The sequence below is a fragment of the Acinetobacter sp. YH12227 genome (assembly GCF_013417785.1).
Taxonomy (GTDB): Bacteria; Pseudomonadota; Gammaproteobacteria; order Pseudomonadales; family Moraxellaceae; genus Acinetobacter; species Acinetobacter gandensis.
Genome location: NZ_VPDH01000023.1, coordinates 24,069 through 49,859, shown reverse-complemented (window position 1 = coordinate 49,859; position 25,791 = coordinate 24,069). Strand labels below are relative to the sequence as shown.

Sequence of the window (25,791 nt, the reverse complement as noted above, 5' to 3'; positions counted from 1 at the left end):
AAATGCCTTTGTGCACTGGAAAATGGGATGTTTACCATCGGTTGGATAATGGGAGCCGGATGAGCTGAGAGGTTCATGTCCGGTTCTGCGAGGGGCTAAGGGTGAAATTCCCTTGGTCTACTCACCCCTATATCAAGACCAAAACAGGCTGGGTCTATACCGCCTTTGTCATCGACGTATTCAAGCGAGTTATTGTGGGTTGGAAAGTATCGAATCATATGGACACTCAGCTAGTTCTAGATGCCCTAAATCAAGCATTAGACGCTAGAGGCAGACCAAGCGGAGTAATTCATCATTCTGATAAAGGTAGTCAGTATCTATCGATTAAGTACGGTGAACGGCTTAAACAATCGGGGCTTGCCGCATCAGTCGGCACGACAGGTGACTCTTATGATAATGCCCTAGCTGAAAGTGTGAATGGGCTATATAAAGCGGAGGTGATTGATTATTTGAAACAGGAATGGGATGGCGTAAATGATGTTGCGCTAGCAACCCTTGATTGGGTACACTGGTACAACCATGAACGATTGCATTCTACCAATGGATATGTATCGCCTGTTGATGCGGAAAATATCTACTATTGTTCATTAATTCCGTCAGGCTATGCTGCCTGACTCAAGCAAACCTGTCTCCGATAAAACCAGGACGGTTCACTATTTTTAGATGGATACAAATTTAGTTTTTTTCGATGACTTTAACGCTACTTCTAACACCTCTTATGGTGAAAATCACCGTTCTTTAAATAACGTACTATTCTTCTTTCTCAACTATCATAAAGGTACGTTTTTAGCTGATACGATATTTTTTGATACCCACTATCAAACAATTGACAACCGTAATATTGTCGGGGTTTTGCCTGTTCTTTTTAGTATCTGCCAGATTGACCGTTCAGAAGGTCACACCGGGCAAATAGTCGATATTCAACAGGATCTAAATAACGTAGATGAAGATGATTATGAACCTGTAATTGATATAGATGATACGCAAACATTTAACTTGTTCTACCACTTCCTTAAACCATCCAATGATGCACCTGTAAAACCACACCTTAATCAACTAAAAGTATTACCAGACAACTTAATCGATTCGACTAAACACCATGAGCTTTTAAATTACATTCTTGCTCTCATTGAGAATAAGATCTGGACCGATTCTGATGTATTTAAGTATGAGTACAAAAATAGGTTTTTGTTTTGCGTTTTTATCTATTTGTCCAAGACCGTAGATCTAAGTTTTAATAGCTCTCACGATTCTTTCACGAGCTGGCTTGAACTGCGTAACCTATCTTGGTTTGGTGCTAATGAAGTTGATACCAGTGACTTTGCAACATTAGAGCTTTATATACATGCCCTATCCTACACGCTAAAACTGGCAAACCATATTGTAAAAGCAATCATCAATAATAATGTGACGCCGTTTAAAGTTGCACCGCAAGAAGAATTGTTTTACTTTTTTGCTGAACGTACAGACGCACGTTCTCCTAATGAAGAGACTACACCGCCGTATACGCCAGCGGAAGATGATGAAACTTTTTCCACTGAACATTCTAGTGCTCCAGTACCAGCACCGTCAAATAAGGAAACACCAAAAGTAACCGATGCTTATTTATTGGTTGGTGCGGATCTTGAGGATTCTGAGTCCACAACACAAGAAAAGAATGTGATTACTCAAGACTTCAACTACCAAGCACGTTTAAATGAATTATATGAGCTGTCAAAATCCATCAAAGATGAAATTATAGATGCTCCAATCATTTCTATTAATCAAGCGTGGAATATAGTGCAAGATAAATGGAAGTTTTATCTCGATACTTTTTCAAGTAGCTACTTCAATATGAATGATTTTGAGAAGACGGCTATTCTTAAACAATTGAAATCACTCAAAGCCAGTATTTTTATGAACTGGTTTGATATTAAGTCGGGTGCTGGCCAGCAAGTATTTATTGATCTAGTGTCATACGACACGTTTAAGATTGAGTTTCTTTCTTCTGAAGCTAAGATGATCCAAACTTACATGAAGGACCGTATCAAAAATCAGATGTATTTTGAAACTACGGCGCCACAACCAAAGTTTTTGAGAAATCTAAACAACTTATTTAATGAACGTGTCGATACGCAAAAAATTAAAGACATCGAAAACACTGAACTTTTGTTGAAGGTGAATGGCATTCTTGACGGTGTTACCAAAGATCTCATTGACAATATCAATCTGCATTTATCAAATGACATTTATCTTGTGAACTACTTTTCTAATGTAGATAAGGAACTGGAACCGCCCAAATATCACTTATTAGATATTTTGCTTCGTACTTCAGTGCTTAACCTTATCTATGTTTGTCCTACCGCATCACTCAATGCAACCAAGGATCTTCTAAATGCAATCACTGATCCTGAAATTGAGGTTTCAGCTTTTGACACATTCGACCGCAAACAATATCAAAATCAAATTGTAAAAGAACTCGCATGTTCATTCCGTCAGCGCATAGATCCATCTGAACTTTTGAAGCTAGATATTACGTAGATATAAAAAATGCCCATCATTCGGGCATTTTCTTTTTAATGGTTAGGCTTACCAAGGTCTAGGCTCTGGTGGGCGTGATGTGTATTCGTTATCCGAATTGTTTTCATATTCATTGTCTTGGTCCAATTCTGGATCTGTTTGTTTGTAGCGGTTTTGGTAATCTTGCTGCTCAATTAAATCTTCTAGAGCCATTTCTTTAAAGTGGCCAACAAGTAATGAACGTGTTTCTTCTTGGTATTCTGGTTCTTGCGCTAATTGACGACCAATTTCATTCGGTAGTTTATTGTCGTAGATATATTTTAGGTTGGTTCGTTGTGTTTGTAGTGTAGGTTGTGGGTTAAACTCGTCAGTAAGGGAAACTACTTTAGCTTCACTAAAACTAGTGCCACAATTAAAAACGGCTCTGGTCGCGTCTTGAAGTATATCTTCTTCGTTCTGTATGTTTTCCATTTGGCTTAAACCCTTTATTAAAGTCAGAATCTTAAAATTAAGAGATGTATTAAGATACCCAATTATACTTCAATAAATTTTCAATTTGTACCTTTAACGCTTCTTGCTCTAATCTGTCTAAACCTATTGTTGCGATGTTCTCTAAAAACTTGTCTTTATACTCGTTGTAACTTTCTATATCGTCTTTTTTAATGGTTTTGTCTAGATTTAACGTAAGCATGAGGTTTAATACTTTTAATATTTTTAGGTTCTTCCGTTTTTTGAGAACTTCAATAGGATCTAATTCAAAAGTATTTATTTTATCTAGTTTTTCTTTATAAGTTATTGCCATTAAAGGATTTATGCTTTGGTTGAGTATGTAGGATAACTCTAAAACAGTTATATCTTTCCCCATATCTTTAGATACAGATTTCTTAATTTCCGACAGTAAAATTAAGTGAGATGTAAACTTTGCTTTATCCATAATAGTCTCTTGTATTTAAACTAAATCATTAAAACAATTAGCAAGTCATGTTTAAACTTTCTGTATATACCAATAATAGTTTTGTGGTACATTATTGCTAATTTAAAAACCATTGTTATTTGTAATAAAATGGTTTTAATGATTCTTTGGTTAAAAGGTATTAAGCCTTTTAGTTAAACGTCTAACTTGTAATTTATAACACTTTGCTTTTAGTCGTCTTAAGTAAGCGATGTATAAGAAGCATTAAGAAAAACGGTGAGTTAGCTATGAGTTTATTTTGTCAATCGACAAATCCGAATTGTGATGGCGACCAAGCCGTTACTCTTCTCTCATCTATCTTTGGACACGATTTCATCAATGCGTTTATCAATGCGTCTGGCCCGGCTTCGACAGTACCATCATCAGGATTACTCACTAATATATTATTAGGTGGTGTAGCTAGTGTGGCAATGTCTTTGGTTCTGGTTTTTGCGATCGGTATTGGTTTAACTGCACTTTTGAAAAGCGCCCAGGACGGTGAAGCTTTCGGGAAAGATTCTAAAGTCACTACGATGTTTTCCCGTATATTATATTCGATTATTTTGCTTTTACCTACCGCGTCTGGCTACTGTTTCATTCAAGTGGTTGTCCTCGGTATGGTGCTTTGGTCAAATAATGTTTCTAATACAATTAATAATAGAACATTAGGCGAATCCTTAATGGCTTCGGCTAGTTTGTCAGATACGCACGATCATCAACGTGATATTTTTGGCTTCAGAAAAAATGCGCCAGTCATGCTTCGACAGCTGCATTGCATTAACGTTTTAAACCAAGAGTTCTATGCTCTCCCTCCAGCGTTCGGACGCTTCTACAATGATGGTTCATACGTGGGTCATGCTGATCCCGGTGTTAGTAGGACTGCAGTGGAGGTAAAGCAGAACTACATAGATAAAACAGCTAAAACACCTACAAACTGGACATCTATTACTTATAACTATGCATATTCAGACAGCCGTTTAGAAGTTGGAGGTAGAAAAGAGCCAATTTGTGGCGGTGCATCAATGAACGTTGTTAATCCAGCTGCGGTTAATAGTGAATTGATGGATATCCCTGTTTATAAATTACGCCAGCAAGATCAAAACAAGATCAACGTTGCTTTGGCAAATGTACAAGCAAAGTTACAGCAACAAAAGTACAATCTATATCGTGAATTTTTTATCGATATGGAAAAATGGTATATCGCGTATCAAGTAAATGCTAATGCTACTGAGCAAGAAGGCACATTCCCTATTAGTAAAGCTGGAATGGATGCCTTTAATGCGCTAGTTGATAATTATGTGAATAAGAGTCATACCGTAACGAATAATGTTCTGACTTCTGAAAATGGCTATACTGCGGTTCAAACTGTTGTTAATACGCTAAATCAGCGCGGTTGGATGATGACGCCTGAAGCTCGTATTAAAGTAGGTCAATATCGCGCTATTGTTGAGAAGTATATTACTGAACCTTTGTGGACGTTCACCCCTCCTACACTGAATTCAGCAATCATGAGCAACTCAAAAGGTGAAGCAATTTATAACACCGTTTATGTTGCAATGGATAATGCTGTTGGTAGCCTTACATCCAACAATAATTGGGTGGCAAACGGCGATATTGCCGACTCTACCAACTTAATATCAATGTCTACCGATGGTGGTGACTCAAACAAAGTATCCAACATCGATCAAAAGTTTTCGGCGTATGGTTCTGCTTGGGCAACAAACATTACTAAATCATTGGTAATGGGTATATTGGTCGGTGAAAAAGGCGATGCGGAATTATTAAATAATAATTCGTCTAGCTCAAATATCAGCCCTACTACATTGCACCGCAATACGAATGTTATCCGTAATATTCAAGATACTGGTGAAGCAATCTTAGTCTATAAAGCTGTGGCTCAAGGTACTGTTGTCGGCATGAAATTAGTCGTGCTTACTGCTCGTTCTGGTTCTGCACTTGTTCAATGGGTACCAGGGCTTAAGGGCGTAACTGAAGAAGGCACCAACGCTTTAGAATATGCCGTTGAAAATATCTTTGCTCCTATCCTTGGTCAGCTAGTAACATATTTGACGATTCTTGGTGTGTGGATGGCGGTTGTTATTCCATATATGCCAATGATCTTCTTTGGTCTAGCTTGTGTGGGTTGGATCATCCATATCCTATACGCTGTGTGTGGTTTGCCTTTATGGGCGCTAATGCACATGATCCCTGAGCGTACTTTTGTCGGTAGCCAAACACAAGGTTATGTCACGGTATTAACGTTGTTCATGCGACCAATATTTATCATTGTTGGTTTCTGGATGGCTGAAATTATTATCGGGCCAGCTCTCGTTACGCTTACTGATATGTTCTTTAGCTACCAAGGTGCAATGAGCATCGCTTATTCATCTAATACGTTTACAGTTATCTTTACTGAGCTGATTACGTTTATCTGGAAGTTCTTCTTATATCTATTCTTGATGACTTCAGCGATCTACCTGATTTACGGGTTGGTATTTAGTGTTGCTGACCAAGTACAACAATGGATTGGTTCTGGATTGAATGGCGGTCAGTGGGGTGAAACAAACTCAAAAGAAGCTATTCAAAAGTTTGGTGGCGCTGCAAGTACGTTGTCTGGTCCATCTCCAGCATCTCGCCGTCCTTTACCGCCTGGTAGACGTCCTGATGGTGGTAAGGGTGGTCCAAACAATCCGAAAGGTGGTGGTGGTGGCAATGGTGGTACAGGTGGTAATACATTAGGCGGTACTGGTAGTACGACTGCATATAGCCCTGTAAATATGCCAGCTAGATCCGCTTCTTTTGGCGCTGCAACTGGTGGTACAGGTGGTATTACTCCAAGTGGTGTCAGTGGTGGTACGGGTGGTACAACTGGTCTTGGTGCTAAACCAACATCACCTAGCCCAAGCCAAGGTCAATCTACATTCGGTATGGGTGCTACAAGTGTAAGTGGTACAAATAATACGCCTACTACTGGTGGTGGTCTATATGGTGCAAATGCTTACGGAAAAACAGCTTCTACGTTTAATCGTGGTGTAGCTAAAGCATCAGCATTTAAGACTGGTTCTACTTTCGGTAGTGTGAATGTTGCAAGTAGTACTGGGTATACGTATGGTACTGGTTCGACTCCTAATGCACGTTTTGGTGCTAGTTCTAGTGCAACCAAGAAATCTAATATTTCTGGCCGTAGCTCTATGACTAATCGTGTGCGTTCAGGTTTAAGCTCAACTCTGTCTAAGTTTAAAGGTAAACCTTAAAATCTAGACAATAAAAAATGGTGCTCAAAAAGCACCATTTTTTTTATCAAAATATTCATAATTAAAAGTTAATTTTCTGAATGTTGTTTTTGCTTGTAGAGTTAAAAATAAATCTACGAACGCCGATATTAACAAGTTGCTGTTGATCTTTCTCTAGCTGACCAACTGCATGACTGTAAGCACGGTTCAAATTGTTATATGAACGGTTTTGCACAAGTAAGTCAAAGTTGTTGATACGCTCTTTTTCTAACTCAATTTGCTTGTTATTAAGCTCGATGTCTTTTGCTTTCATTTGGGCGCAAACATTGTTGTACTTGTTCGCCAGCTCATTGTGCTTGCTTGTAACGTCATCAATGTGTGCGTTCGCTTCAGCAACCAATTCGTTATACTGATTTGTAATACCTTTGATTTTGTTTTCTAGCATTTCAATGTGAGCTAACAAGGCATTTTCATTCTTCTGGTGTACTTTGTTTTGGATTAAAAAGTCTAATCCCATTGAAGCGCGGTCAATCGCTTGGTCGAAAGTAGCGCTTAAAACGTGTGCGTGATTTAACATATTTAGATACCTCACTACTTTTATTAAATTAAAATATTAAAACCATGTAACCTTATTCTTAAACCTATCAATAAGATTAACGCTATATGTATATACTATCTTAAAACAAAACCTAAAAACTTTTTTTAAAGTATAAAATACGTATTTAATCGTATATACTTAATCCGTCCACTTAGATATTAGGGACATTTAATAAGAAGTTAATTTATTTTAAGAACTTCCTTTAAGCCTGGCGATTCACTTATGAAATTTAGACCCTCATTTCAATTAAAGCCCTTGAGCTGTGGCATTAAAGTCGCAATTTTAGTGACTTGCTCGGCTTTTATTTATACCGCTAACGCCGATCCTATTTCTGAAAACGTAACCGCTACAAACGCTAATACGGCAAAAGTTCCTAACAACGCTCAAAAAATGATTTTCCATAAATATTCGATCATGCCGAATGATGGGCGCCGTAGTGCTGGTCGTTTTGGTGAATTTCGTTTGCGAGGGGGCGCTGCTGGTAGTCATAACGGTATTGATATTAGTCGTGCGAATCCTAATGACCTTACACTTAAAGCAATTGGTTCAGGTTCTATTGTCTCTTATGACACACGTTCATCTGGTTCAAGCAACCAATCAACCACTAACCCACTAATTATGCAGATGGATACTGGCGATCGAATCATGTATCGCCATACTGATCCATCGTATCAAAAAAAATTTAACGCTTACCCTGGTCAACGTATTCAAGCTGGTCAAAACATCGCACACATGTCAAATAAAGGCTGTGGTTCATGTGCCGTGCATTTGCACATTGAATATGGTGTAAAGGCAAAACGTGGGCTAGATGTTTGGCTGAATAAAAACTTAGATCAAGTTTTTAAAAATCCATCCATTGCACTTCAGCAACGCGTTAAAGGATCTGCGCCATATGTGGGTAGTTCTGAATATAAGTTAACAGATCCTACGCCATATTTACCTCAGGACGTTGTGATTAGTGTCTCGCCACAAGGACAAGCATTAGAAAACAAATACACACCGTACTTGGGTAACACCATTAGGACCCAATGGAATGCCTTATATTCATCATCAACAGGAATCACCCTCCCCGTTTCTTCATCGGTAGATGGCATTGCAGTAAAACAAGGCAAAAAGCTTCCAGCACTTGCATTTAGTGGCGATGTTTCGATGGATGCTTATGGATCTGCACAAGTGCAAGTCGCTCAAATGATTGCTGACGGTACTATCTCACCTGAAGCAGCTGCAAGCGGTACCATTTATGCAAATGATGTTGCTCAATATGCACCGCCTAGAACTATTTTTGGTGGTACGGCTGATGATGTGGGTTTTGATATTGGTGCACTTAATTCTACGCCAGCAGAATTAATTGAAAACATTGGTACTGGACGTTATGGCAACTCTAAATGGTTTAATGAATTAGCAACTATGTCGATGATGGGGCTTTTGATTGAAAAGCTAAACATTATCAATGCACAAAACTATTTGACTAAAGAGATCCATAAACAAAATGAACGCTTAGAGGCTCTTTTGGCAGCTTATACAGCGTCAGAAACTCAACGCTATTCTGGCCGTGTAGATGAACTTTATACGAAAGCTGAACAACCAACTGTTATTCCTGAAGTAGCAGTAGTTGAAATGAAACAGCTTTTTGAGGAAGGTGGAAACGGGCAAGTTTATTCAGATGCACAAATCTTAAAAGGTGGACAAGGTACTCCAGATCGTAAATGTGGTTGGGGTATACCAGGTGCTTTTGGTGCGGTTAAAGATGGTATTAAACGTGTTTCTTTAAAACATGGTTATAACCCTAATGACGTTGCAGCTATTCTTGGTTTTGAATCTGCCGGTTTTAATCTTAAAATTGACAACAACGCTGGTGCATATGGTTTAAGTCAATGGACTAAAATTGGTATAACAGATATTAATGCTTCAGATTTAACAGCGAGAGGAATACCAGCTTCAATTAAATCAAACCCTAAGCAAATCACTACACTGAGTGCTCAACAACAAGTCGAATTATTAGATTTATATCTTGCAGTAAAAGCACGACAACGTAAAAGCGACTATAATAATAAAACAATAGCTGGGTTTTATGCTCTAGTTTTAGGTGGACCATATAAAAGCCCTAGTCGTGAATATAATGCGAACAGAAACCTCGATAGAAACCCTCGAGATGGTGTTGTGACTTTAGCTGAAGCCGTTACATTTGAAGGTATTGTTATGCGTTTATGTCCTTACTATTCTGAATACCCTTAATAGAGCAATTAAAGGAAATATTATGAAAAACAGATTTTTGTCTTTATTGGGTTTTAGCCTTTTAGCATGTGCATCTTTTAATGCTAGTGCTAATACTAGCTCAGACTCTATTCGTGCTGAACTTGAAAAACTGCGCTTAGTAAACGTTAAATGTGCTGCGGTTTCTAACGATCCATTTGATGCAAAACACCTAAATTGCTATACAAATGTTTATAACCGCGCAAGTCAGCTTGGTAGCCTTGCTTCTAAATATATTAATAATGAAGAAGCTCCGCGTGTTCTAGCTGATCACAATCGAAACTTTACTCAGTTAATTGCTAACTGCGATCAGTTATACGCTGGCCAGACTGCAAAGTACAAAACACTAAGCATGCAATGTAAAGCGACCAACAAATTAGGTTGGGCAATGTTTATTCCGGCATTAATGAAGTAATAAAGGATCAGATTATGAAAAAGTTTTTAAGTTTAGCTTTGATATGTGCTGCTACCATTATTACGTCATCTGCCAACGCTGGTTATAAGACCAAAGCTGAAGCTATTCAAGCTTATAACAAGGTACAAGCCGAGTATCAAAAATGCGTATTTAATTATAATGAAGCGCGTGATTCTGAGTACGGTTCACCAGAACTTAAGTGCAATACACCGTACAACCAATCATTAACACGTTTCATCAAAGACGTTCGTGCGGAAAGTCAAAAGAATGCTGCAGCTTGGCAAGCAATCAATATACAACATATTAAATTTAGCCAAAACTGTGATAGTCAAACTATGGTGAGTTCATACAATCCATCGTTTTTTATTCGTCAATCTTATATGTGTGAATCCTCTGCTTTTACATCTTTAGCACAAGTGGCAATCGACCTTTCTTATTAATTTCAAAACATAAAAAGGACATCTATAAGATGCCCTTTTTTGTCGTTTGGTTTTAGACTTTTTCTATAATTGTTTCGGTATCTGGTGTTTCAACTTCAAACCCAAAGTGAAGATTACCGTATTCAATTGCTTCTTCTACCCAATGCAAGCCCATGTTTTGCTCATTTCCTACTTTGCTTGAATCATAAGCCTCAAGGGGCATCACCCTCTTAATATCATTTTCGATGAAAAAATATGTATAACAGTGAGGGTGCACATATATTCCATCAAAATAAAATGGAATTAAATATCTCCCCTTTAATTCCTTAAACTGCTCAATTGTATGTTTACTTGAAGCAATTCCACCGCCTGAATCTATGACAATGCTTCTAAAAGATCCTGAAGGAATATCAACGATAGCCAGGCCATCGAACGTTTCTACACCATTTAATATCTCTTTAGTTTTGAGATAAACACCTGGTTCAAAATGGCGTTGCTTGAAATTAAAATCTTCCGTGAAACTAAAGTTTGACTTTGTTTCCTTTTCAATTAGATGAAACATTTCAAGAAGTGGTGTGATTATATCTGCGACCTGTGAGCCCTTTTTCTTAACTAGCTCCATGATATACGGTTCGTGATGAAACTCTCCGCGAATATAACTAGCATTGTGACATGCCTGAAACACTCTATTTTGCAGAACTTCAACTTGATTAGGCATTTGAAATCTCCATATTTTTTGAATTTAAGTGTTCCAATAAATCATTAATGCCATCTGTAAATAATATGTTTTTGGCTCGTGTTACGGTCACATACAACAGCCGTTTTTCATCTGCAGAAATCATTAGCTTTTTATCGAGAATTTTATAGTTAAACCCTTTTGCGATTAGGACATTATCCCACTCTAAACCTTTACTCTTGTGTGATGTGCTAATGACCAAAGTATTTTTTGGGTCAGTTTCATCATCAGCCATACTATTTTCTAACGCCCACTCAATCACTTGCCATGAGTATTGGTTTGTTAGATCCAGAAAGGTTTTTAATTCTGTAGTTGCCCCCTCCACTTCTCCAAACACTTGTATATGGTCCACAAGCTCTTGGTAGGAAGAAAAGTTTTGAAGCTCTTTACACGTTGGCCGTTTATTTGCTCTCAGTTGAAAAATACCACTGAAAATATCTTTACTGCGCTTTCCATCAACCTCAAGACGTATTTTCTTTTCGCCATTAAGGTAGCTATGAAACTTAAAAAAGTATTCAAAAGCCGTAGCATTTGTTCTACAAATAATCGCGTTCAATGAAGATGGTGCATAACTTGATGTACTGAAAGTGGTAACTTTTGACGTTTTACTTGGTAAACCTTTTAACTGTCGGGTTTCACCAAAAAGTTTATTGAGAAGTAGATTAGCTATATCTGCAACTGCATTACCAAACCGAAACGACTGCTCTAAGTACAATGCTTCAAGATCTAGGTTCTGTAAAATATCTTTCGCACCCCTAAAGCCATAAATGCTTTGGTATGGATCTCCAACAAAAATAACTTTTGCTTTTTGACGTTTGAGTACATCTAGTATTAATTGGTCACTATCTTGGCTTTCATCTACCATCACGTAATCAAAATCAAGTTGTGGTTTTTGCAGTACCCACCACTTGAGATAGTAATCGTGTGTAATACCATAATCACCGTTTGGATCAACTACATCATTCCAGATCATTTTCGCAATTGAAGTGATTTTATCTTCAAGAACGTCATTGCGCTTAATTGATGTTTGTTCTTTTAATGCTATGTAAGCATGATCATTGGTAACAGTCTGATCCACTGTCATACAAAAATAACGTAATGTATTCAGGATAATCAGCGCTAATGTTAGATCGGTGAGTTGTCGGTTTTTCCCGTTGTACTGAAATCGAATGTTTTCAAGTTTAAACTTTTGAACAATATCTTTAGGAAGTAACGTAGGCTTGTTAATCTTATTTTTCAGCCAACCGGGTATATTTCTGTAAGCTAGGGAATGGAATGTAGAACATGTGACTGAATTCAATCCATATTCAGCGAATTTTTGATTAGCTTCATCTGCCATCTTTTTATTAAATGATAGATATAGTCCAAGCTTACCTAGTTGTTGCAAAGCACTACTACAGTGGATCAATGTCGTAGTCTTACCAGTACCAGCAAAAGCAATCAATTTAAAACTGGTTTTTAGTCGTGTTGCTTTATCAATTGCTCGTTGCTGTTCACTGGTAGGTTTTTGAGTAATTTTCTTCACAACCATTGCTTAATTTCGTGCTAGAAAAGAACTTGGTTTTTTGTTTTTCATTACAAGCACATCGCTTTCAACAATTTGCATCTGGCTTGCTAAAAAGTTAACTTGTTGCTTCAGTTCGTTTATATCGCTTTTTAGTTCAACTACTTGCACTTGCATGTCAAGGTTTGAATATTTGAGCTTGTTATTCTCAGTTTCTTTCTCTTTTAGTGCTGCCTGTAATCTTTTGATTTCCTGTTGGCTCTCTATGTTAGCCACATTAATATTGCTTTTGCTTTGAATATTTTGTGCTTGTGAAGATGTACTCGCAATTGCAACAGGTGTTGGCTTCGGTTCTACTGTGCCATTATATTTGGTTGTCTCTGAGATCTTATCCCATAGTGAATATGTGCGTAATGGCGCTGGTATATTTTGATTTGGTGTTGAAAAACTGGTGCGTAAAGCATTTGCACTGTCTTTAGAAACAATGTCTCCAGAACTATTAATTTCAGTAAAGCCAGCATAAGCAAGTGAAACAACTGTTGAAACTGCTACTGCACCAATTACCTTAAAATAGTTTGATTTCTTCATTAGAATGCCCCTTTCAAACGCTTATTTTTTGCCGTTTGATTTGATGATTTTCGATTGATTGTGTTGTTTTCTAAATTGATAGAAACACCTACATTCATGACCTGATTTTTCTGTGGGTTGTATTGAATAAAGACCAGTTCTTTTGCATATTTCTTTGCGTGTGTTAAACGTTCAGCATGAATTTCATCAAGATTAAATCTGATTTGCATTCGCGATATATACAGCTTGAATAACTGATCATTTACTTCAGCTAAATTTAAAACTAAGCCTTTTTCATCTATAGAAGCAGACTCGAAAGCTAAATCATTTAAAAACCAATTTTCGGGTTGTATTAGTAAATAAAACTTTTCAACTTCGCTTGTGATTGCATATGAAAAACAAAACTCATTCACCTGATAGGTGCTTAAACAAATGGTTTCATTGTTATAGCCACGTTTCATGTTTCGGTCATATGAGCTCAACCACCAAACTAAATAGTGTCGTGCTTCCAACTCTTTAACGGTTATTTGTGCTATTTCTGAGGCCTTTAGCTGTAATGCTTCAAGGTTTTCTATTCGTCTAGCTCTCATAGATAATTCACCTTATTTTTCTTGAAAGCATGAGTTATCAAAAGCCATTGAGTTAGGATCTAACCCCATGTTTTTAAGAGCCAAGGCTTTACCGTCAAGTTCAGGGTTATCAGATGTGCTTAGTTGTTGCGAACTTGTTTCTGAAGATGCATTTTTCTCATTAGTACCTGAACCTAAAAAGTAACCGCCTCCAGCAAAAACAACTACTGCAGCTACAATGCCCATAGCTGGCCAAGACGTTTTAAAACTAGAGAATCTATCTGCTAAAGATAAGCTGTATTTTTCTTCATTAGAACGTATAGGGCTGTCTGTAACATCAGCCTTATATTCATTTAGAGCTTGATGCCAAACTTCCTTTATGTAGCTCTGAAGTTCATATGTACTGAAACGAACCTTGCTTTTGTTTAAGTAATAGCATGGCTCACTTATAAGAATTTCTGTGTTTTCGTCAGACTTTAAGAAAACTTGTCCTCTAAACAAATTATTCTCGACCTGATCAAATCCTTTGATCGTTAATAGTAGATCCGTGGCCTTTGCATCTATATTGAAGATGCTCACCTGGCGATTTCTATCCGTATCTCCAGAAAGGTCAGAATCTAAAAACATAGACTCATTGTTTATCTTAGAGAAATAAGGTGAAAAGTTTCCGACAATCGATTGGAAAGCTTTCAATTGAGTTTTGTTCATCTCAATTCCCTCTTATTTGAAAATATAGTCAAGAGTGGCTGTTTCTGAAGTTCCTCTACGAGCTTCAACTTTTCCAGTCTTTTTATTTACAAAGATAGCAACTGGTACACCAGCAGTTAGTGGCTGTGGCTTTTGTCCAGCGCTACGAATTGCTTCTCGCTGTTCACGATCTTCTTTTGGCATTGCAACAATATCTTCGTGATAGAAGAAGATAGATTGAAGAGCGCCTAAGTGTTTATCCAACTCAGCAAGTTCCTGTGGTGTAGGAATCACTTTAATTGAGTTAATTTCTTCATCTGTTCCATTAAAGGTTTTATTAATAGTATCTTCAGATGGTTTACGAAGAATTCCAGCTGCTAATTGTTTTCCGTTTTCACTTTGGTTTAGAACTAAAGCTGGAATCCATTTAATAGTTGCACCGCTTTTAACGTATGAGCGAGAAAGGTTGAATGTTTCGTGACAATATTTACAGCGTGGATCGTAAATGATGTAAACAGTGTTGTTATCATTCGCTTTCCCCTCTTTAAACCCTGAAAGCGTTTTTACAGCTTTAAAGACTGGATGATTGTATGCACTGGCCAAATTCCCAACGGAAGCTGTTGGTTGTCGTGCTGGTGTATTCATTTTTTTTGCAGTTAATTTAAGAGGCTCAGATATATTTTTTTTAGTAGCAGAATCCCAAGCTGTACCATGTAAGATGACTTTTTCATCGGATGTTGTAAAAAACACCGCATTTTTCCCATTAGGTGCCTCAAGAATCCAAGAAGTTAAACCTCCACTAAAGGGTTTAACTTCTTTTACTTTGCCCATTTTTTGCATCTTAGAAGTAAGGTCCTGAGATGGTGCAGCGTAAGTAGAGATTGTAATAATACTAATAGCGCAACTTGCTACTATTTTAGTGAAATTATTTAAAAGCATTTTAGAGTATTACCTTTTAAGCCATGTTTTAGCAGTATAGTTAAAATATGGTTTTAAAAAAATAGTTAAATAAAAAAGACCGGTGTTTTAATACCGGTCAATTATAACTTATAAGTTTAAGACTAAAACCCTTTTTGCTTGTTTTTTTGTATTTCATCCTGTGGTATTTCTACGCTCACCATATCAAAAACATGATCGTCACTATACTTAAAATCATCTTTATCATTGTTTTTAGAGTTATAAGATCCGTTGTTTAATTCCTTGTCCGTAAACTCTACTACTCGAATAATACTGTTCACATCTTCAGCAGCTTTTTGTCTAGCTTCAGTCATGGCAAAACTCAATAATTCGTATTCAAAACCAACAAGGCCAATGTTAAAGTCTGGCTCTTCTAATGGCTTCCCTAATTTCACCTCAATTAGATAATGCGAGATTGGACCTAAACCCTCACTAAACAAAGACGGTCTACCAATATTCTGTATGAATGCGTATGCAGTTCGATTGTATAGTTTTAACCAGCGTATATCTGTTGGTGGCATTACACCTAGTTGTCTTGCTGTTAATACAACCTCACACAAAATAGTTCTTACATATGCGTGGTTTTTAAAAATCTTAGTAGCAACGGGATGTTTAATGTATTTGTGAATTCTTTTTCTAAGGAAATCAAAATTAAACCCTACAAGCTTACGATCGCCCTCAACATACTGATTTTCAATTGCAAACAATGGGTTGTTAGGTATATTTTTTGTGCAAATATCCCAATAGTAATTAATTAATGTTGTTGAATCTTTTTTGATTTTACGGAACTCTTCATCATCCATAGATTCATCGGTTGCACATGCTACTGGTAAATACAAAGCTAGCAAAATTGTATCAACATCGGATAAATACGATAATTCATCGGGTGATGTTTCTTTTGAATTATCAAGGGTTATCCAAAGATCCCCTAGTTGTTCACGTAAGACATTTAAAAACTTCTCTTCATCTATGATAGGTACTGTTTCACTTTTATCATTATATTCTTTCGTTACTCCGTTGATTGTAATGTTCACAAGGCGCTCTTTAGTTCCTGTAATTAACTCATGCCTATTTGCAAACTCATAAGTTGAATCTAGCGCTTTAAAATGACCATTGTTCGTATCATATTTTGACAAGTCTAATGGACCAAAAACCTGTAAGTGTCTTTGGTTTGGAATTTGTTCCTCTATGAACTCTTCTAGGTTCATGCTTTTGATAAAGCCCCGTGCTGGATGCTCGCTGTTGAAGCGGTCATAAGCTTTCTTTATCCAAGGTGTTGCCAACAAAAATATTAATAAATTCCATGCTTGACTGGCTTTTGAAATTTGAAAAATAGTGACTTCGCTAAACTTATTTTGACAAAATAATGGAAGCCAATTGTTTGTTGGTTTACATAGGTGTTCTGTTGAATACACCAACTCACTTAGTAAAGGCACGTAGTTAAGCCCGATAGCTTTGAATATGCTATGTATCCACCATAGAGGAATAATTAAAATGCCTTTTGTGTATACTAAAAACCCTACAATTTGAGGTTTATAAGCAAACCATACAGCCAAAAAAGCCACTAAAACCATAACAACAGTAAATATATAAATATGATTCTCATGTACAAGCTTATCTTTTGGATCTGCCATTTTATAGCCTATTAATATGTGTATTGTTGGGTATTATATAGTTAATATTGGTTTTAATCTAATTCCCCTTAAACCTTTTAAGGATTTTAAGTCTGGTTTTAAGCTCTTGACTAAAGTGGCATTTAATACCTTTTAAAGCTTAAATCAGGTCAATCTCAACACTAAGCCAGTATTCTTGGTCAAATACTAAAAAGAATGAATAAGAAGCCCTCCCCTACTAGACATTTAAGTGGATTAACCGCCTATATAATAAATTTCTCTATAAATATTGTTGGTAGTCTTTTTATTGAATAGGGCACTCCCCTACTCAGCTAATATAGATCATTTTCAGTTGTGCATTTCACAACGTCTACTCATTTATTTAACTGTAAGTAGTAGTAAGCCCTCCCCTCTTCTTGGCAACTCCATTTTTATCAGTCTGATAATGAAAAAACCACGATTAGGAATCGAAAGCCATTATCAGCCTGATAATGAAAAAACCAACGATTAAGAATCTAAAGCCGTTATCAGTCTGATAATGAAAAAACCAACGATTAAGAATCTAAAGCCGTTATCAGTCTGATAATGAAAAATCAACGATTAAGAATCGAAAGCTGTTATCAGCCTGATAATGAAAAAACCACGCTAAGGAATCTAAAGCTGTTATCAGCCTGATAATGAAAAAAACCACGCTTAGGAATCGAAAGCCATTATCAGTCTGATAATGAAAAACAACGATTAAGAATCGAAAGCCGTTATCAGTCTGATAATGAAAAAACCACGCTAAGGAATCTAAAGCCGTTATCAGTCTGATAATGAAAAAACCACGATTAGGAATCGAAAGCCATTATCAGTCTGATAATGAAAAAACCAACGATTAAGAATCTAAAGCCGTTATCAGTCTGATAATGAAAAAATCAACGATTAAGAATCGAAAGCCATTATCAGCCTGATAATGAAAAAACCACGCTTAGGAATCTAAAGCTGATACCAGTCTGATAATGAAAAAATCAACGATTAGGAATCGAAAGCTGTTATCAGACTGATAATGAAAAAAACCACGCTAAGGAATCTAAAGCTGTTATCAGCCTGATAATGAAAAAAACCACGCTAAGGAATCTAAAGCTGTTATCAGCCTGATAATGAAAAAAACCACGCTAAGGAATCTAAAGCTGTTATCAGTCTGATAATGAAAAAAACCACGCTAAGGAATCTAAAGCTGTTATCAGCCTGATAATGAAAAAAACCACGCTTAGGAATCTAAAGCTATTATCAGTCTGATAATGAAAAACACATAAGATATGGACACATGTTAGGCATATAGATTGAAAAAGTTAAAATATATTAAAAATAAAGTGAAAAAGTATTTTAAATATTTTTCAAATATTGTATTGTTTGACTTTACTTGAAAGGTGATTGAAAAATGCAAAAGAACTCAGGAAAAACTTATATTTGTACAAGCATCCATTTTAAAGGTGGTGTGGGCAAAACAACATCTACAGTGAATTGTGCTGCTAAGCTTGGAAAATTAGGTTATACGGTTTTAGTAATCGACTTAGATAGCCAACGTAATGCAACAAAACATATTTCAAATGTTCCAGATATTGACGATATAGATGGCACTCTAAAAGATATTTTTGAAAACTATAAAACAATTAACATCCACGATGTTATACAAGGTCCAGATAAAACCAACTTTGAAAATGTATCTTTGATTCCTTGTGCTAAAAACATTCGTGATGTTGAGATCAATATTCAGCGTTCTAGTCCAGTTCCTAATGAAATTATTAGAAGTGTATTAAGAAAGATAAAAGGGGATTTCGACTTTATTTTGTTAGATTGTCCACCGCGAATGGAAACTTTAACTTTTAATGCTTTGTTAGCATCAAACAGTTTATTAATTCCATTACAGGGTGAATACAGTATTCAGGGTTTGGAAGATATACTTAACTCTATGGATGATTTAGAGACAAGCAATCCAGATTTAAAAATTCTATCGCCAGTACTAAACTTTTATAACAAGCGTAATACAGTGGATCTTACCTTGGCTGAAGATATTCGCAATGAATATGCTCAACCAAAATTACAAGAAAAACTGGTAAATAAGGAATTAATCTGTATTCCAAATGCTACGGTTTTTAGTCAAGCATCATATGTTAAGTGTTCCGTATTTGATCTGGATGCTGGAAAAGAAACACCAGCAAAACAAGCAATTAATCAACTTGTAGATCTAATGGTTTCTGAATACAAAAAATTATAAGGTGCTGATATGAACTTTAAAGATAAAGTAAAAAGCATGAAAAAAACACCTGTTGCTAATGCAACAGGGAGTGACGCTCAAGTTACTGATGTAAAAGAAAATACAGCGACTCCAGCCATAGAAGAGGGGAGTCTTAACCCACTAGCTAAGCGAGAAACAAAAAATATTGTTAGCGGATCTCATTTAGAATCAATCGACATTGATTTAATTGATCCATCACCTTATCAACCACGTATCATGAATAAACGTGTATATGAGAAGTTGCCAATTTTGGCTGCTGATATAGAAATTAATGGACAAATTAACCCAATTACTGTTCGACAGAAGGGTAATCGTTACGAGTTAATTGCTGGTGAGAGACGTTTTAGAGCAATTAAAGAGATTTTAAAGCTAAAGAGAATTACTGCTTTAGTTAAAACATCTATGAATGATGATAAAGCTGCTATAACAGCTTTATTGGATAATACTGCTAGACATAATCTTACAGATTTTGAAAGCATATTAAAAATCAAGCAATTATGTGAAGAGTTCGGTTATCCTTTTGAAAGTTATGAATTTGTTACTGAAAAATTTGCGATTGATAAGTCGAAGTATTTCCGTCTCAAATATATTCTAGACTTACCTGAGTTCATTTTGGACTCTTTGAACGAAGATCCTGAGCTAATTTCTGGATATATTGCTCAAGAAGTGAATACCGCAATAAATAAAGCTTTAGAAACTAAAACCGAAAAAGCAATTTTCGACTTGTTAAGACCAGAATGGGATAAATACGTTGAAGAATTTAAATCCACGGGCAAGCGTCATAAAGGATTTATAGCTATTTTGAGTGAAGAAGAAAAAGCAAATAAGGCGACTAAGCCTGAAAAAACTGAAGAAGCTACTACTGAAGAACAATCGAGTAAGAATAAATTCGATTTTAAAACAGATAAGGGCGTTAAATTTGGTTCTATGAGTTCTGAATGTGGTACCAAAGGTAAGAGTGTACTTAAGTTGCGAGTAGCCTTGGATGCCGATATTACAGAAGAGAAAGCTAGAAAAATTGAAGAGTTTTTTAAGAGCTTGAATGATTGAAGTTTCAAAACTTTGAATGAAAAAAACCGGCATTGCCGGTTTTTTTATAATAGATCTGGATTAAAAGTCTTGTTAAGCCAATCCGAATTACTTGGATTGGTTACTGGTTTTGATTCAGATACGTTTTGACTTGGTTTAGCATTGTTAATTTCGGATGTTTCGGTATTTTGAGATGTTTCAACGGTAGGGGAGTGGTCCTGAATGTTTTTATGTTCAGTATGTTTAGCTTCCTTTATCTTAACTGCTTTTTGAACAGGAACCTCCTTGCTCTTGATAGAATCAGTTACGGGCTTTTTAGGTGATTGTTCACTTTTCTCCTTACTACTTTCTGGTATTTGTATGGTGATATGATCAAGATACTTTTTTTCAAGATATTCAATATCATACACATAGTAAGCAGTATTAAACTTGGAGTATGTTTCAACACAAGTACTTAAACCAAACCTTAATAGGAAAGAATTGACAGAATATAGGCTTGGCATATCCTCATTAACTTCATACAACTTATAAAGGTATGAAAGCTCAATTAGAACCGCTATACCAGCATGTAAAACAGCAGTTATGTAATTTCTACGAAGCTTTCCTTGAGGATGTTTTTTAATTGAATTAAATAGTTTTTGATTTGCATTTTTATCTATTTTCATTCGTACAGGCTGTGCAAACATCTCGTCTATTTCATTTTGCACTGGCGCATTTAGAAAAATCTTCTGCTTGTCAGTACAAAAGATAAATCCCAAATACAGCAGACTTAAACTAAAAGCGTTTAAGTCTAGACCTGGTAGATTTCTATTAACACTACTAATCACATCAAGATCTTCTCTTGTTAAGTGAATTAATTGATAGGATAGTTGTATGTAGTTTGAATCTGTCATTTGATTTCTGCGTACATTTTATACATGTATTTAGCTAACTTATATAAACCTTTAGCATTGGCGTACTCTGGTGATTCTGCGATTCTTACGTTCGGTAAGTCGTACTTTTCTTTAATCTCTTTTTCAAGAAAAGCTGCACCGCCTCCACAAAATAATACTAATGCTAAATCATCTCCTCCACCGATCTGTTTAGAGATAAAGTTATTTAATTCGATCATGAATTCGTTTTTAGCTTGCTGAATTAAACCTGTAATATCTTTGGCTTGAGATCCTATACCATAATTTCCAGATTTTAGTGCGAAATCTAGCCAGTTAGCGTTAACCGTTTTATAGCCAGATTCAAGAATTAAGCTAGTGATTCGTTCATAGATGGTAAGAATACCAAGGTTACGTGATGTAGAACGATGGCCATCAAGCATGTTTCCTCCATCTAATGTGACTACAATATCAGTGGTTTTACCGCCAATATCGATTACAGCACATTCAGAACTTATTAAAAGATCACTATCTTCTGACCCGTTTCCGTGTACATCAATAATCTCATTAAAATAAGCTGTTTGAGCTTCACATTTAACAATATGTCTTTTAATGATATTAAGCGGTTTACCAGCTTTATGATCTTTTAAGTTGTAGCAAACATCACCATTGAGTAGAAAATTAGTTTTCATATCAATAAGTGGCATGTTTTTGGTTTTTTCAGGTGTGTAATAGCGACTAACAGGAAGTGAAGTAGCGATTGCAAACGCTCTACCATCATATGTTCCGATATGGTCAATATAGGCCTTAATTGCCTGGTGTATTAGTGCCTTGTTATATTCAGATGTCGGGTATTCATCTGTTCTGGTATCTAGAGGAACACTACTATTGATCTTCTTACCAACTGTATAAAGGTTTTCATTAACTTTAACCACATAATAGTCAGTAGATTCCTCTTCGCCAGTGAGGACTTTTCCTGAATAAGCAATACTAGGAATAGTCAGTTTGATTTCATTTCCATCTGGATCTAGACCAGCATAAAGCTTTGTACCGCCATGTCCATCATCAATACCTAGAACAATATAACGTTCTTCAATCGCTGGTTTTTCATTTTGAGTATTTTTCATAAGTTTACCTTTCAATTTTTCAAGATTTACAACGAGTAACGTCTTCTACCGCGTCTAGTGTATTTATTGCCCCCAAAAACTAAGCGTCTAAGAGCAGAGGGGATATAGCTGTATTTGTATTTAAATACTTTTTCAATAACCAATGTTGCTACTATCAAGCCGATGAAAAGCATAAGTTTGAATAAGGAAAACTTAATAACAACAGCTAGAAAAGGTATAAACAAATATCCGTTTAAACCGCCCCATAGGATTAGATTTAATCTAAATTGCGACCAGTGTGCATATTGATCATCCATATTCGCCTCTTAATAAATCAGTTTGTAATAGTAGTCTTCATGCAAACGACCAGCTTTGAGTAGATCGTCAGCTTGTTTCCTGAAACTCTTACTGATGTTTGGATCTGAACCATCAGAATTAATCATTAACTCTCGAATAAACTTCTGTTGAGCATGAATATCATCAATTAAAAGCAATTGTTCTTTAAGTTGAGGTGATAAAATTAAGTGTTCCCTTACAGCAAATACCTTGCCGTTCACATCTTTAACAAGACGTTGAGCAATCAATGTATAAACTGAACCAATAATGTCAGCTGCAGCCTGAAGATGTTCTTCATGCTTAAAGCGCTTCAACATACGTGGAATAATTTTGTCTACTGTGGTTGCGTGAACCGTTGCAAAAACAGGGTGGCCAGTTAAAGAAAGTTCTAGAGCTGCAGAAATTGTTTCTTTATCTCGCAATTCACCGATTTCAACTGCAGCAGGACGTCTACGCATCGCCTCTCTATTTGCATCCGCAAAAGTCTCGAAGTTATTGGGGATTTCACTTTGACTAACAATACTGTGTGTGCTTTCAATTGCGTCATACTCGTATTCGATAGGCTCATTGTGAGTTAAAATATTTCCACGAATATGAGTATTATTTTCCAACACATAGCGAATATTTGAAGCTAGTGTTGTACTTTTACCAGAACCAGTGATACCGCCGATGATGTAGCAACCATTGTGAGGTAGCGATCTATTGATGAAATCTTCATCTAAACCCACTTTTGAAAAGTGAGGGGGGATGCCAGAAATTGTACGTAACGTTATCTGAAAAGAATCTCCAGATCCACGATACGAAGTTCGAGATACGTTCACACGAAAGTTATAACGAGTTTCCTTACCTGAAGCGTCTTTCTGCAGAATACGATATGCCTTATTAATAAACTTATTATTAATAAGGACTAAGTAGGCATTTTCATCAGCAATCGTTCTTAGGATGTGTAAAGCTTCATCACGATTGATAATACGGTGTGTTAACGAATATAAGTCCAAGTCTTTCATCATTGTGATGGGGCGATCTGGACTAATGAAAATATCTGAAGCACCATGAGCTAATGCTTCATATAGAAGACTTTCAAATTCATCGCGACTTTTAAACCCTTGTTTCGGATCTTTGTATGTCGTTATGGCTGTTAATGTAGCCAAACCAAAACCACGACTAGAATCGTAGTCTTTGCGAATGTCTTTGGTAGCTGTCAGAATCTTATTTTCAGATCCTTTAATCTTGTTAACATCAAATAATGCAGATTTTGCTTTTAATGTCGAAACCTTCATTTGCATTTAAAACTTCCAATTGAGTTAGCGAACTTAAGGTTCGCTAACAAGGTTAATTTTTGGAATTTGATAGCTAGGTGCAATTTGTTCAGGTTGGAGAATTGGTTTCCAAGTTTCAATATTTGAATTGAACTGCGGTAATTGTTGGATTTGAAGCAATTTCATATCAAGAGCAATAGTGTCTTGTGTAGAAGTAACAGCCAGTGATTGACTGCTAATTGCTGGCATTGATAACTTGCCCTCTAAAACAAACTTATGGAAAGTAACCATCCCCAAATAATCTCGTTTAAGACGATCTACTGCATCTTCAACAATATTTCGGCCCTCAACTAAACCCATTTCATAAGACTTAGCAGCAGTCTCTTTCCATATTTTTCGTTCTTGTTCGTTAGCTGGTAACATTTCTTTCGGAATGAAAGTCACGTAATCAACATTGCTATCAAGTGTAGGGAAAACAAGGTACTGACGCCAATCAGGTGCACGAGTACTGAAACGAGCTTGTTTCAAGATTTTATAAGTCTGCTTAGTCGTCTTGTACGACATGGCATTAGGTGTCTCAGTTACATCTTTTGATTCAATAATAACCGGGGGAACAACAACACCTTTGATCATGTAAGGTTTAAAGTTAAAGATTGTATCAAGGTTACGCTCTTGGCTTTTGATGACCTCACGAGAGTTGCTTAAATACGTATTGATCCCTAACTTAATACCTTTTTGCTTAACCAATTCAAGCATGGCTTCATAACGAGCTTGCTGTTCAACATTACTAACATGAACTTCTAAAGAAGACTGGTTAGATGGGTTTAGTAGCTCTTGTAATGAAGCATTATTAGAGTAGTCCATAAAAACTCCAGATATTTATAAAAGGATTTAAAGGGTGTTAGTTATAAGTCAATAAAATACTTTTATTTTGATGATCTAGAGTTATCGAAGCAGTATTTAAATATGCAGAAATATTGCGTAAAGCTTCTACACCCGTAACACGCTTTTTATTAAAATTAACAATTGGAAGCTCATGGGTAGGACCAGCTTCTACAAAACGGTATCCGTATTGGCTAGAAATACTTTTAATTAAAGGTATTGGATCGCCTATGTAGTCGATATTTAAAAGGTCATGGTTGATGCTACCTTGTTTCTTCTGAGCAGTTTGCATTTGAATTGCAGTAGAGTTCTTTAAATTCTGTTGTGCAATTAAAGCCTCTTGAGATGCTTCAGATATAATAGATAAAGGGCTTGCTACGTTTAATTGCGTTACATCACGACTAGCACATCCAGACATCATTAAACCAATTGCAAGAACGCTTAAAAGCTTTTTATTGTGCTTCATTTTTACTCCGGATTAAGTGGGTATAAAGACAAAATGATTTTAGTCTAAAAACTTTTAAAATGCACTTTATTAATTATAAAAAACCCCTTAAAAGGTATAAAGCCGACTTTTAGACACTCGCTTAAACCTAATTTATAAGCTTTAACGTATATCTAAGGCCGTTCTTTAGGCAGTCGTACCTGGCCTAAACAAGACAAATCTGTAAAAAATACTCTTTTTAGGTGCATTGTCTGTCCAAAACAATGCTTTTTTTTAGTAGTACTTATCTGAAATAGAAATACAACGTACTTTTTTCAATCAATTGTAGAGAGTAAATGAGCTCTTATAGTTTGCTAGACGTCTTTTATAATCCTTTATAGTCTTATTCTTTCTTTTTATTATCTTTATTGTTCTTTTTTTAGAATAAATTTTATACAGAAAATAACAAACTAGATTTAGTTTATTTTTTACTTAAAATATTGTTAATACTGTAATTTATATTTTACAATATAGAAGTACATTAATAAAGATGTTTATATACTTTTTTAATTAACAATAAAAATATTAATGTGGATAATGCAA

Annotated in this window: 23 protein-coding genes and 1 pseudogene; 8 read left to right on the top strand and 16 right to left on the bottom strand. The window is 36.0% G+C overall.

Annotated elements, in window-relative coordinates; all coding sequences use genetic code 11:
- Positions 1-128 precede the first annotated feature (128 nt).
- Positions 129-614 (top strand): annotated as a pseudogene (locus FTV09_RS07130) (IS3 family transposase); the annotation flags it as partial.
- Between the two features lie 49 nt (positions 615-663).
- Complete coding sequence (locus FTV09_RS07125) at positions 664-2,520, top strand: hypothetical protein (protein WP_159123820.1); 1,857 nt, start codon at positions 664-666, stop codon at positions 2,518-2,520.
- Positions 2,521-2,568: 48 nt separating this feature from the next.
- Here FTV09_RS07125 and FTV09_RS07120 read toward each other — a convergent pair whose 3' ends face one another.
- Positions 2,569-2,970, bottom strand: coding sequence for a hypothetical protein (locus FTV09_RS07120; protein ID WP_159123819.1), 402 nt, complete (start codon positions 2,968-2,970; stop codon positions 2,569-2,571).
- A 49-nt stretch (positions 2,971-3,019) separates the two neighbouring features.
- Complete coding sequence (locus FTV09_RS07115) at positions 3,020-3,433, bottom strand: hypothetical protein (protein ID WP_005028668.1); 414 nt, start codon at positions 3,431-3,433, stop codon at positions 3,020-3,022.
- A gap of 266 nt (positions 3,434-3,699) precedes the next feature.
- On the opposite strand from FTV09_RS07115, the gene FTV09_RS07110 reads away from it, so the two are divergent.
- On the top strand, positions 3,700-6,705 hold the full coding sequence (locus FTV09_RS07110; protein WP_180057544.1) for a DotA/TraY family protein: 3,006 nt from the start codon (positions 3,700-3,702) through the stop codon (positions 6,703-6,705).
- A gap of 61 nt (positions 6,706-6,766) precedes the next feature.
- Here FTV09_RS07110 and FTV09_RS07105 read toward each other — a convergent pair whose 3' ends face one another.
- A complete protein-coding gene (locus FTV09_RS07105) occupies positions 6,767-7,261 on the bottom strand; it encodes a hypothetical protein (protein WP_005005817.1) in 495 nt (164 codons plus the stop codon).
- 243 nt (positions 7,262-7,504) lie between these two features.
- Here FTV09_RS07105 and FTV09_RS07100 point away from each other — a divergent pair, with 243 nt between their 5' ends.
- The 3 genes from FTV09_RS07100 to FTV09_RS07090 are packed head-to-tail and all read left to right on the top strand — an operon-like array spanning position 7,505 to position 10,390.
- Positions 7,505-9,517, top strand: a complete 2,013-nt coding sequence (locus tag FTV09_RS07100; RefSeq protein ID WP_180057542.1) for a peptidoglycan DD-metalloendopeptidase family protein — start codon at positions 7,505-7,507, stop codon at positions 9,515-9,517.
- Between the two features lie 22 nt (positions 9,518-9,539).
- A complete protein-coding gene (locus tag FTV09_RS07095) occupies positions 9,540-9,950 on the top strand; it encodes a hypothetical protein (RefSeq protein WP_180057539.1) in 411 nt (136 codons plus the stop codon).
- A gap of 14 nt (positions 9,951-9,964) precedes the next feature.
- Entirely contained in the window at positions 9,965-10,390 is a 426-nt protein-coding gene (locus FTV09_RS07090; RefSeq protein WP_005005821.1) for a hypothetical protein, read from the top strand.
- A 52-nt stretch (positions 10,391-10,442) separates the two neighbouring features.
- Here FTV09_RS07090 and FTV09_RS07085 read toward each other — a convergent pair whose 3' ends face one another.
- From FTV09_RS07085 to FTV09_RS18070, 7 genes are all read right to left on the bottom strand, one after another.
- Positions 10,443-11,087 carry a hypothetical protein gene (locus FTV09_RS07085; RefSeq protein WP_180057536.1) on the bottom strand — a complete coding sequence of 215 codons (645 nt, stop codon included), beginning with the start codon at positions 11,085-11,087 and terminating at the stop codon, positions 10,443-10,445.
- The gene (locus tag FTV09_RS07080; protein WP_032055052.1) at positions 11,080-12,636 is read right to left on the bottom strand and encodes a UvrD-helicase domain-containing protein; all 1,557 of its coding nucleotides are present in this window, start codon (positions 12,634-12,636) and stop codon (positions 11,080-11,082) included. Before FTV09_RS07080 ends, FTV09_RS07085 begins: the two co-directional genes overlap by 8 nt.
- 3 nt (positions 12,637-12,639) lie before the next feature.
- Positions 12,640-13,197, bottom strand: a complete 558-nt coding sequence (locus tag FTV09_RS07075; RefSeq protein ID WP_032055050.1) for a hypothetical protein — start codon at positions 13,195-13,197, stop codon at positions 12,640-12,642.
- Positions 13,197-13,637 (bottom strand): hypothetical protein, encoded by a 441-nt coding sequence (locus tag FTV09_RS07070; RefSeq protein WP_227518668.1) that lies wholly within the window; start codon positions 13,635-13,637, stop codon positions 13,197-13,199. Before FTV09_RS07070 ends, FTV09_RS07075 begins: the two co-directional genes overlap by 1 nt.
- Before the next feature lie 141 nt (positions 13,638-13,778).
- Positions 13,779-14,453 (bottom strand): hypothetical protein, encoded by a 675-nt coding sequence (locus tag FTV09_RS07065; RefSeq protein WP_005028648.1) that lies wholly within the window; start codon positions 14,451-14,453, stop codon positions 13,779-13,781.
- A gap of 12 nt (positions 14,454-14,465) precedes the next feature.
- On the bottom strand, positions 14,466-15,371 hold the full coding sequence (locus tag FTV09_RS07060) for a hypothetical protein (RefSeq protein WP_005028646.1): 906 nt from the start codon (positions 15,369-15,371) through the stop codon (positions 14,466-14,468).
- 122 nt (positions 15,372-15,493) lie between these two features.
- Entirely contained in the window at positions 15,494-17,023 is a 1,530-nt protein-coding gene (locus FTV09_RS18070; RefSeq protein WP_024160802.1) for a Type IV secretion system protein IcmP/DotM, read from the bottom strand.
- 1,402 nt (positions 17,024-18,425) lie between these two features.
- Between FTV09_RS18070 and FTV09_RS07045 the strand changes: the two genes are divergently transcribed.
- Positions 18,426-19,262 carry a ParA family protein gene (locus FTV09_RS07045; protein WP_032055048.1) on the top strand — a complete coding sequence of 279 codons (837 nt, stop codon included), beginning with the start codon at positions 18,426-18,428 and terminating at the stop codon, positions 19,260-19,262.
- A 9-nt stretch (positions 19,263-19,271) separates the two neighbouring features.
- Positions 19,272-20,333, top strand: coding sequence for a ParB/RepB/Spo0J family partition protein (locus FTV09_RS07040; RefSeq protein ID WP_005005876.1), 1,062 nt, complete (start codon positions 19,272-19,274; stop codon positions 20,331-20,333).
- 44 nt (positions 20,334-20,377) lie between these two features.
- Here FTV09_RS07040 and FTV09_RS07035 read toward each other — a convergent pair whose 3' ends face one another.
- The 6 genes from FTV09_RS07035 to FTV09_RS07010 are packed head-to-tail and all read right to left on the bottom strand — an operon-like array spanning position 20,378 to position 25,230.
- Positions 20,378-21,205, bottom strand: coding sequence for a hypothetical protein (locus tag FTV09_RS07035; protein ID WP_180057534.1), 828 nt, complete (start codon positions 21,203-21,205; stop codon positions 20,378-20,380).
- Positions 21,202-22,308, bottom strand: coding sequence for a ParM/StbA family protein (locus FTV09_RS07030; protein WP_032055046.1), 1,107 nt, complete (start codon positions 22,306-22,308; stop codon positions 21,202-21,204). The genes FTV09_RS07035 and FTV09_RS07030 overlap by 4 nt, the downstream gene beginning before the upstream one ends.
- Before the next feature lie 26 nt (positions 22,309-22,334).
- Positions 22,335-22,604: a hypothetical protein gene (locus tag FTV09_RS07025; RefSeq protein WP_005005884.1), complete on the bottom strand. Its 270-nt coding sequence runs from the start codon at positions 22,602-22,604 to the stop codon at positions 22,335-22,337.
- Between the two features lie 9 nt (positions 22,605-22,613).
- The gene (locus FTV09_RS07020; RefSeq protein WP_005005886.1) at positions 22,614-23,909 is read right to left on the bottom strand and encodes an ATPase, T2SS/T4P/T4SS family; all 1,296 of its coding nucleotides are present in this window, start codon (positions 23,907-23,909) and stop codon (positions 22,614-22,616) included.
- Between the two features lie 27 nt (positions 23,910-23,936).
- Positions 23,937-24,746 (bottom strand): type IV secretory system conjugative DNA transfer family protein, encoded by an 810-nt coding sequence (locus FTV09_RS07015; protein WP_005005889.1) that lies wholly within the window; start codon positions 24,744-24,746, stop codon positions 23,937-23,939.
- Between the two features lie 37 nt (positions 24,747-24,783).
- On the bottom strand, positions 24,784-25,230 hold the full coding sequence (locus tag FTV09_RS07010) for a DotD/TraH family lipoprotein (RefSeq protein WP_005028631.1): 447 nt from the start codon (positions 25,228-25,230) through the stop codon (positions 24,784-24,786).
- Positions 25,231-25,791: the final 561 nt, after the last annotated feature.

Excerpts from the sequence above, each read along its gene's own strand:
- FTV09_RS07045 (WP_032055048.1), top strand. The coding sequence starts at position 18,426 with ATGCAAAAGAACTCAGGAAAAACTTATATTTGTACAAGCATCCATTTT.
- FTV09_RS07085 (WP_180057536.1), bottom strand. The coding sequence starts at position 11,087 with ATGCCTAATCAAGTTGAAGTTCTGCAAAATAGAGTGTTTCAGGCATGT.
- FTV09_RS07075 (WP_032055050.1), bottom strand. The coding sequence starts at position 13,197 with ATGAAGAAATCAAACTATTTTAAGGTAATTGGTGCAGTAGCAGTTTCA.
- FTV09_RS07095 (WP_180057539.1), top strand. The coding sequence starts at position 9,540 with ATGAAAAACAGATTTTTGTCTTTATTGGGTTTTAGCCTTTTAGCATGT.
- FTV09_RS07105 (WP_005005817.1), bottom strand. The coding sequence starts at position 7,261 with ATGTTAAATCACGCACACGTTTTAAGCGCTACTTTCGACCAAGCGATT.
- FTV09_RS07065 (WP_005028648.1), bottom strand. The coding sequence starts at position 14,453 with ATGAACAAAACTCAATTGAAAGCTTTCCAATCGATTGTCGGAAACTTT.
- FTV09_RS07090 (WP_005005821.1), top strand. The coding sequence starts at position 9,965 with ATGAAAAAGTTTTTAAGTTTAGCTTTGATATGTGCTGCTACCATTATT.
- FTV09_RS07115 (WP_005028668.1), bottom strand. The coding sequence starts at position 3,433 with ATGGATAAAGCAAAGTTTACATCTCACTTAATTTTACTGTCGGAAATT.
- FTV09_RS07020 (WP_005005886.1), bottom strand. The coding sequence starts at position 23,909 with ATGCAAATGAAGGTTTCGACATTAAAAGCAAAATCTGCATTATTTGAT.
- FTV09_RS07025 (WP_005005884.1), bottom strand. The coding sequence starts at position 22,604 with ATGGATGATCAATATGCACACTGGTCGCAATTTAGATTAAATCTAATC.
- FTV09_RS07030 (WP_032055046.1), bottom strand. The coding sequence starts at position 22,308 with ATGAAAAATACTCAAAATGAAAAACCAGCGATTGAAGAACGTTATATT.
- FTV09_RS07070 (WP_227518668.1), bottom strand. The coding sequence starts at position 13,637 with ATGAAACGTGGCTATAACAATGAAACCATTTGTTTAAGCACCTATCAG.
- FTV09_RS07080 (WP_032055052.1), bottom strand. The coding sequence starts at position 12,636 with ATGGTTGTGAAGAAAATTACTCAAAAACCTACCAGTGAACAGCAACGA.
- FTV09_RS07040 (WP_005005876.1), top strand. The coding sequence starts at position 19,272 with ATGAACTTTAAAGATAAAGTAAAAAGCATGAAAAAAACACCTGTTGCT.
- FTV09_RS07100 (WP_180057542.1), top strand. The coding sequence starts at position 7,505 with ATGAAATTTAGACCCTCATTTCAATTAAAGCCCTTGAGCTGTGGCATT.
- FTV09_RS07035 (WP_180057534.1), bottom strand. The coding sequence starts at position 21,205 with ATGACAGATTCAAACTACATACAACTATCCTATCAATTAATTCACTTA.
- FTV09_RS07110 (WP_180057544.1), top strand. The coding sequence starts at position 3,700 with ATGAGTTTATTTTGTCAATCGACAAATCCGAATTGTGATGGCGACCAA.
- FTV09_RS07010 (WP_005028631.1), bottom strand. The coding sequence starts at position 25,230 with ATGAAGCACAATAAAAAGCTTTTAAGCGTTCTTGCAATTGGTTTAATG.
- FTV09_RS07060 (WP_005028646.1), bottom strand. The coding sequence starts at position 15,371 with ATGCTTTTAAATAATTTCACTAAAATAGTAGCAAGTTGCGCTATTAGT.
- FTV09_RS07125 (WP_159123820.1), top strand. The coding sequence starts at position 664 with ATGGATACAAATTTAGTTTTTTTCGATGACTTTAACGCTACTTCTAAC.
- FTV09_RS18070 (WP_024160802.1), bottom strand. The coding sequence starts at position 17,023 with ATGGCAGATCCAAAAGATAAGCTTGTACATGAGAATCATATTTATATA.
- FTV09_RS07015 (WP_005005889.1), bottom strand. The coding sequence starts at position 24,746 with ATGGACTACTCTAATAATGCTTCATTACAAGAGCTACTAAACCCATCT.
- FTV09_RS07120 (WP_159123819.1), bottom strand. The coding sequence starts at position 2,970 with ATGGAAAACATACAGAACGAAGAAGATATACTTCAAGACGCGACCAGA.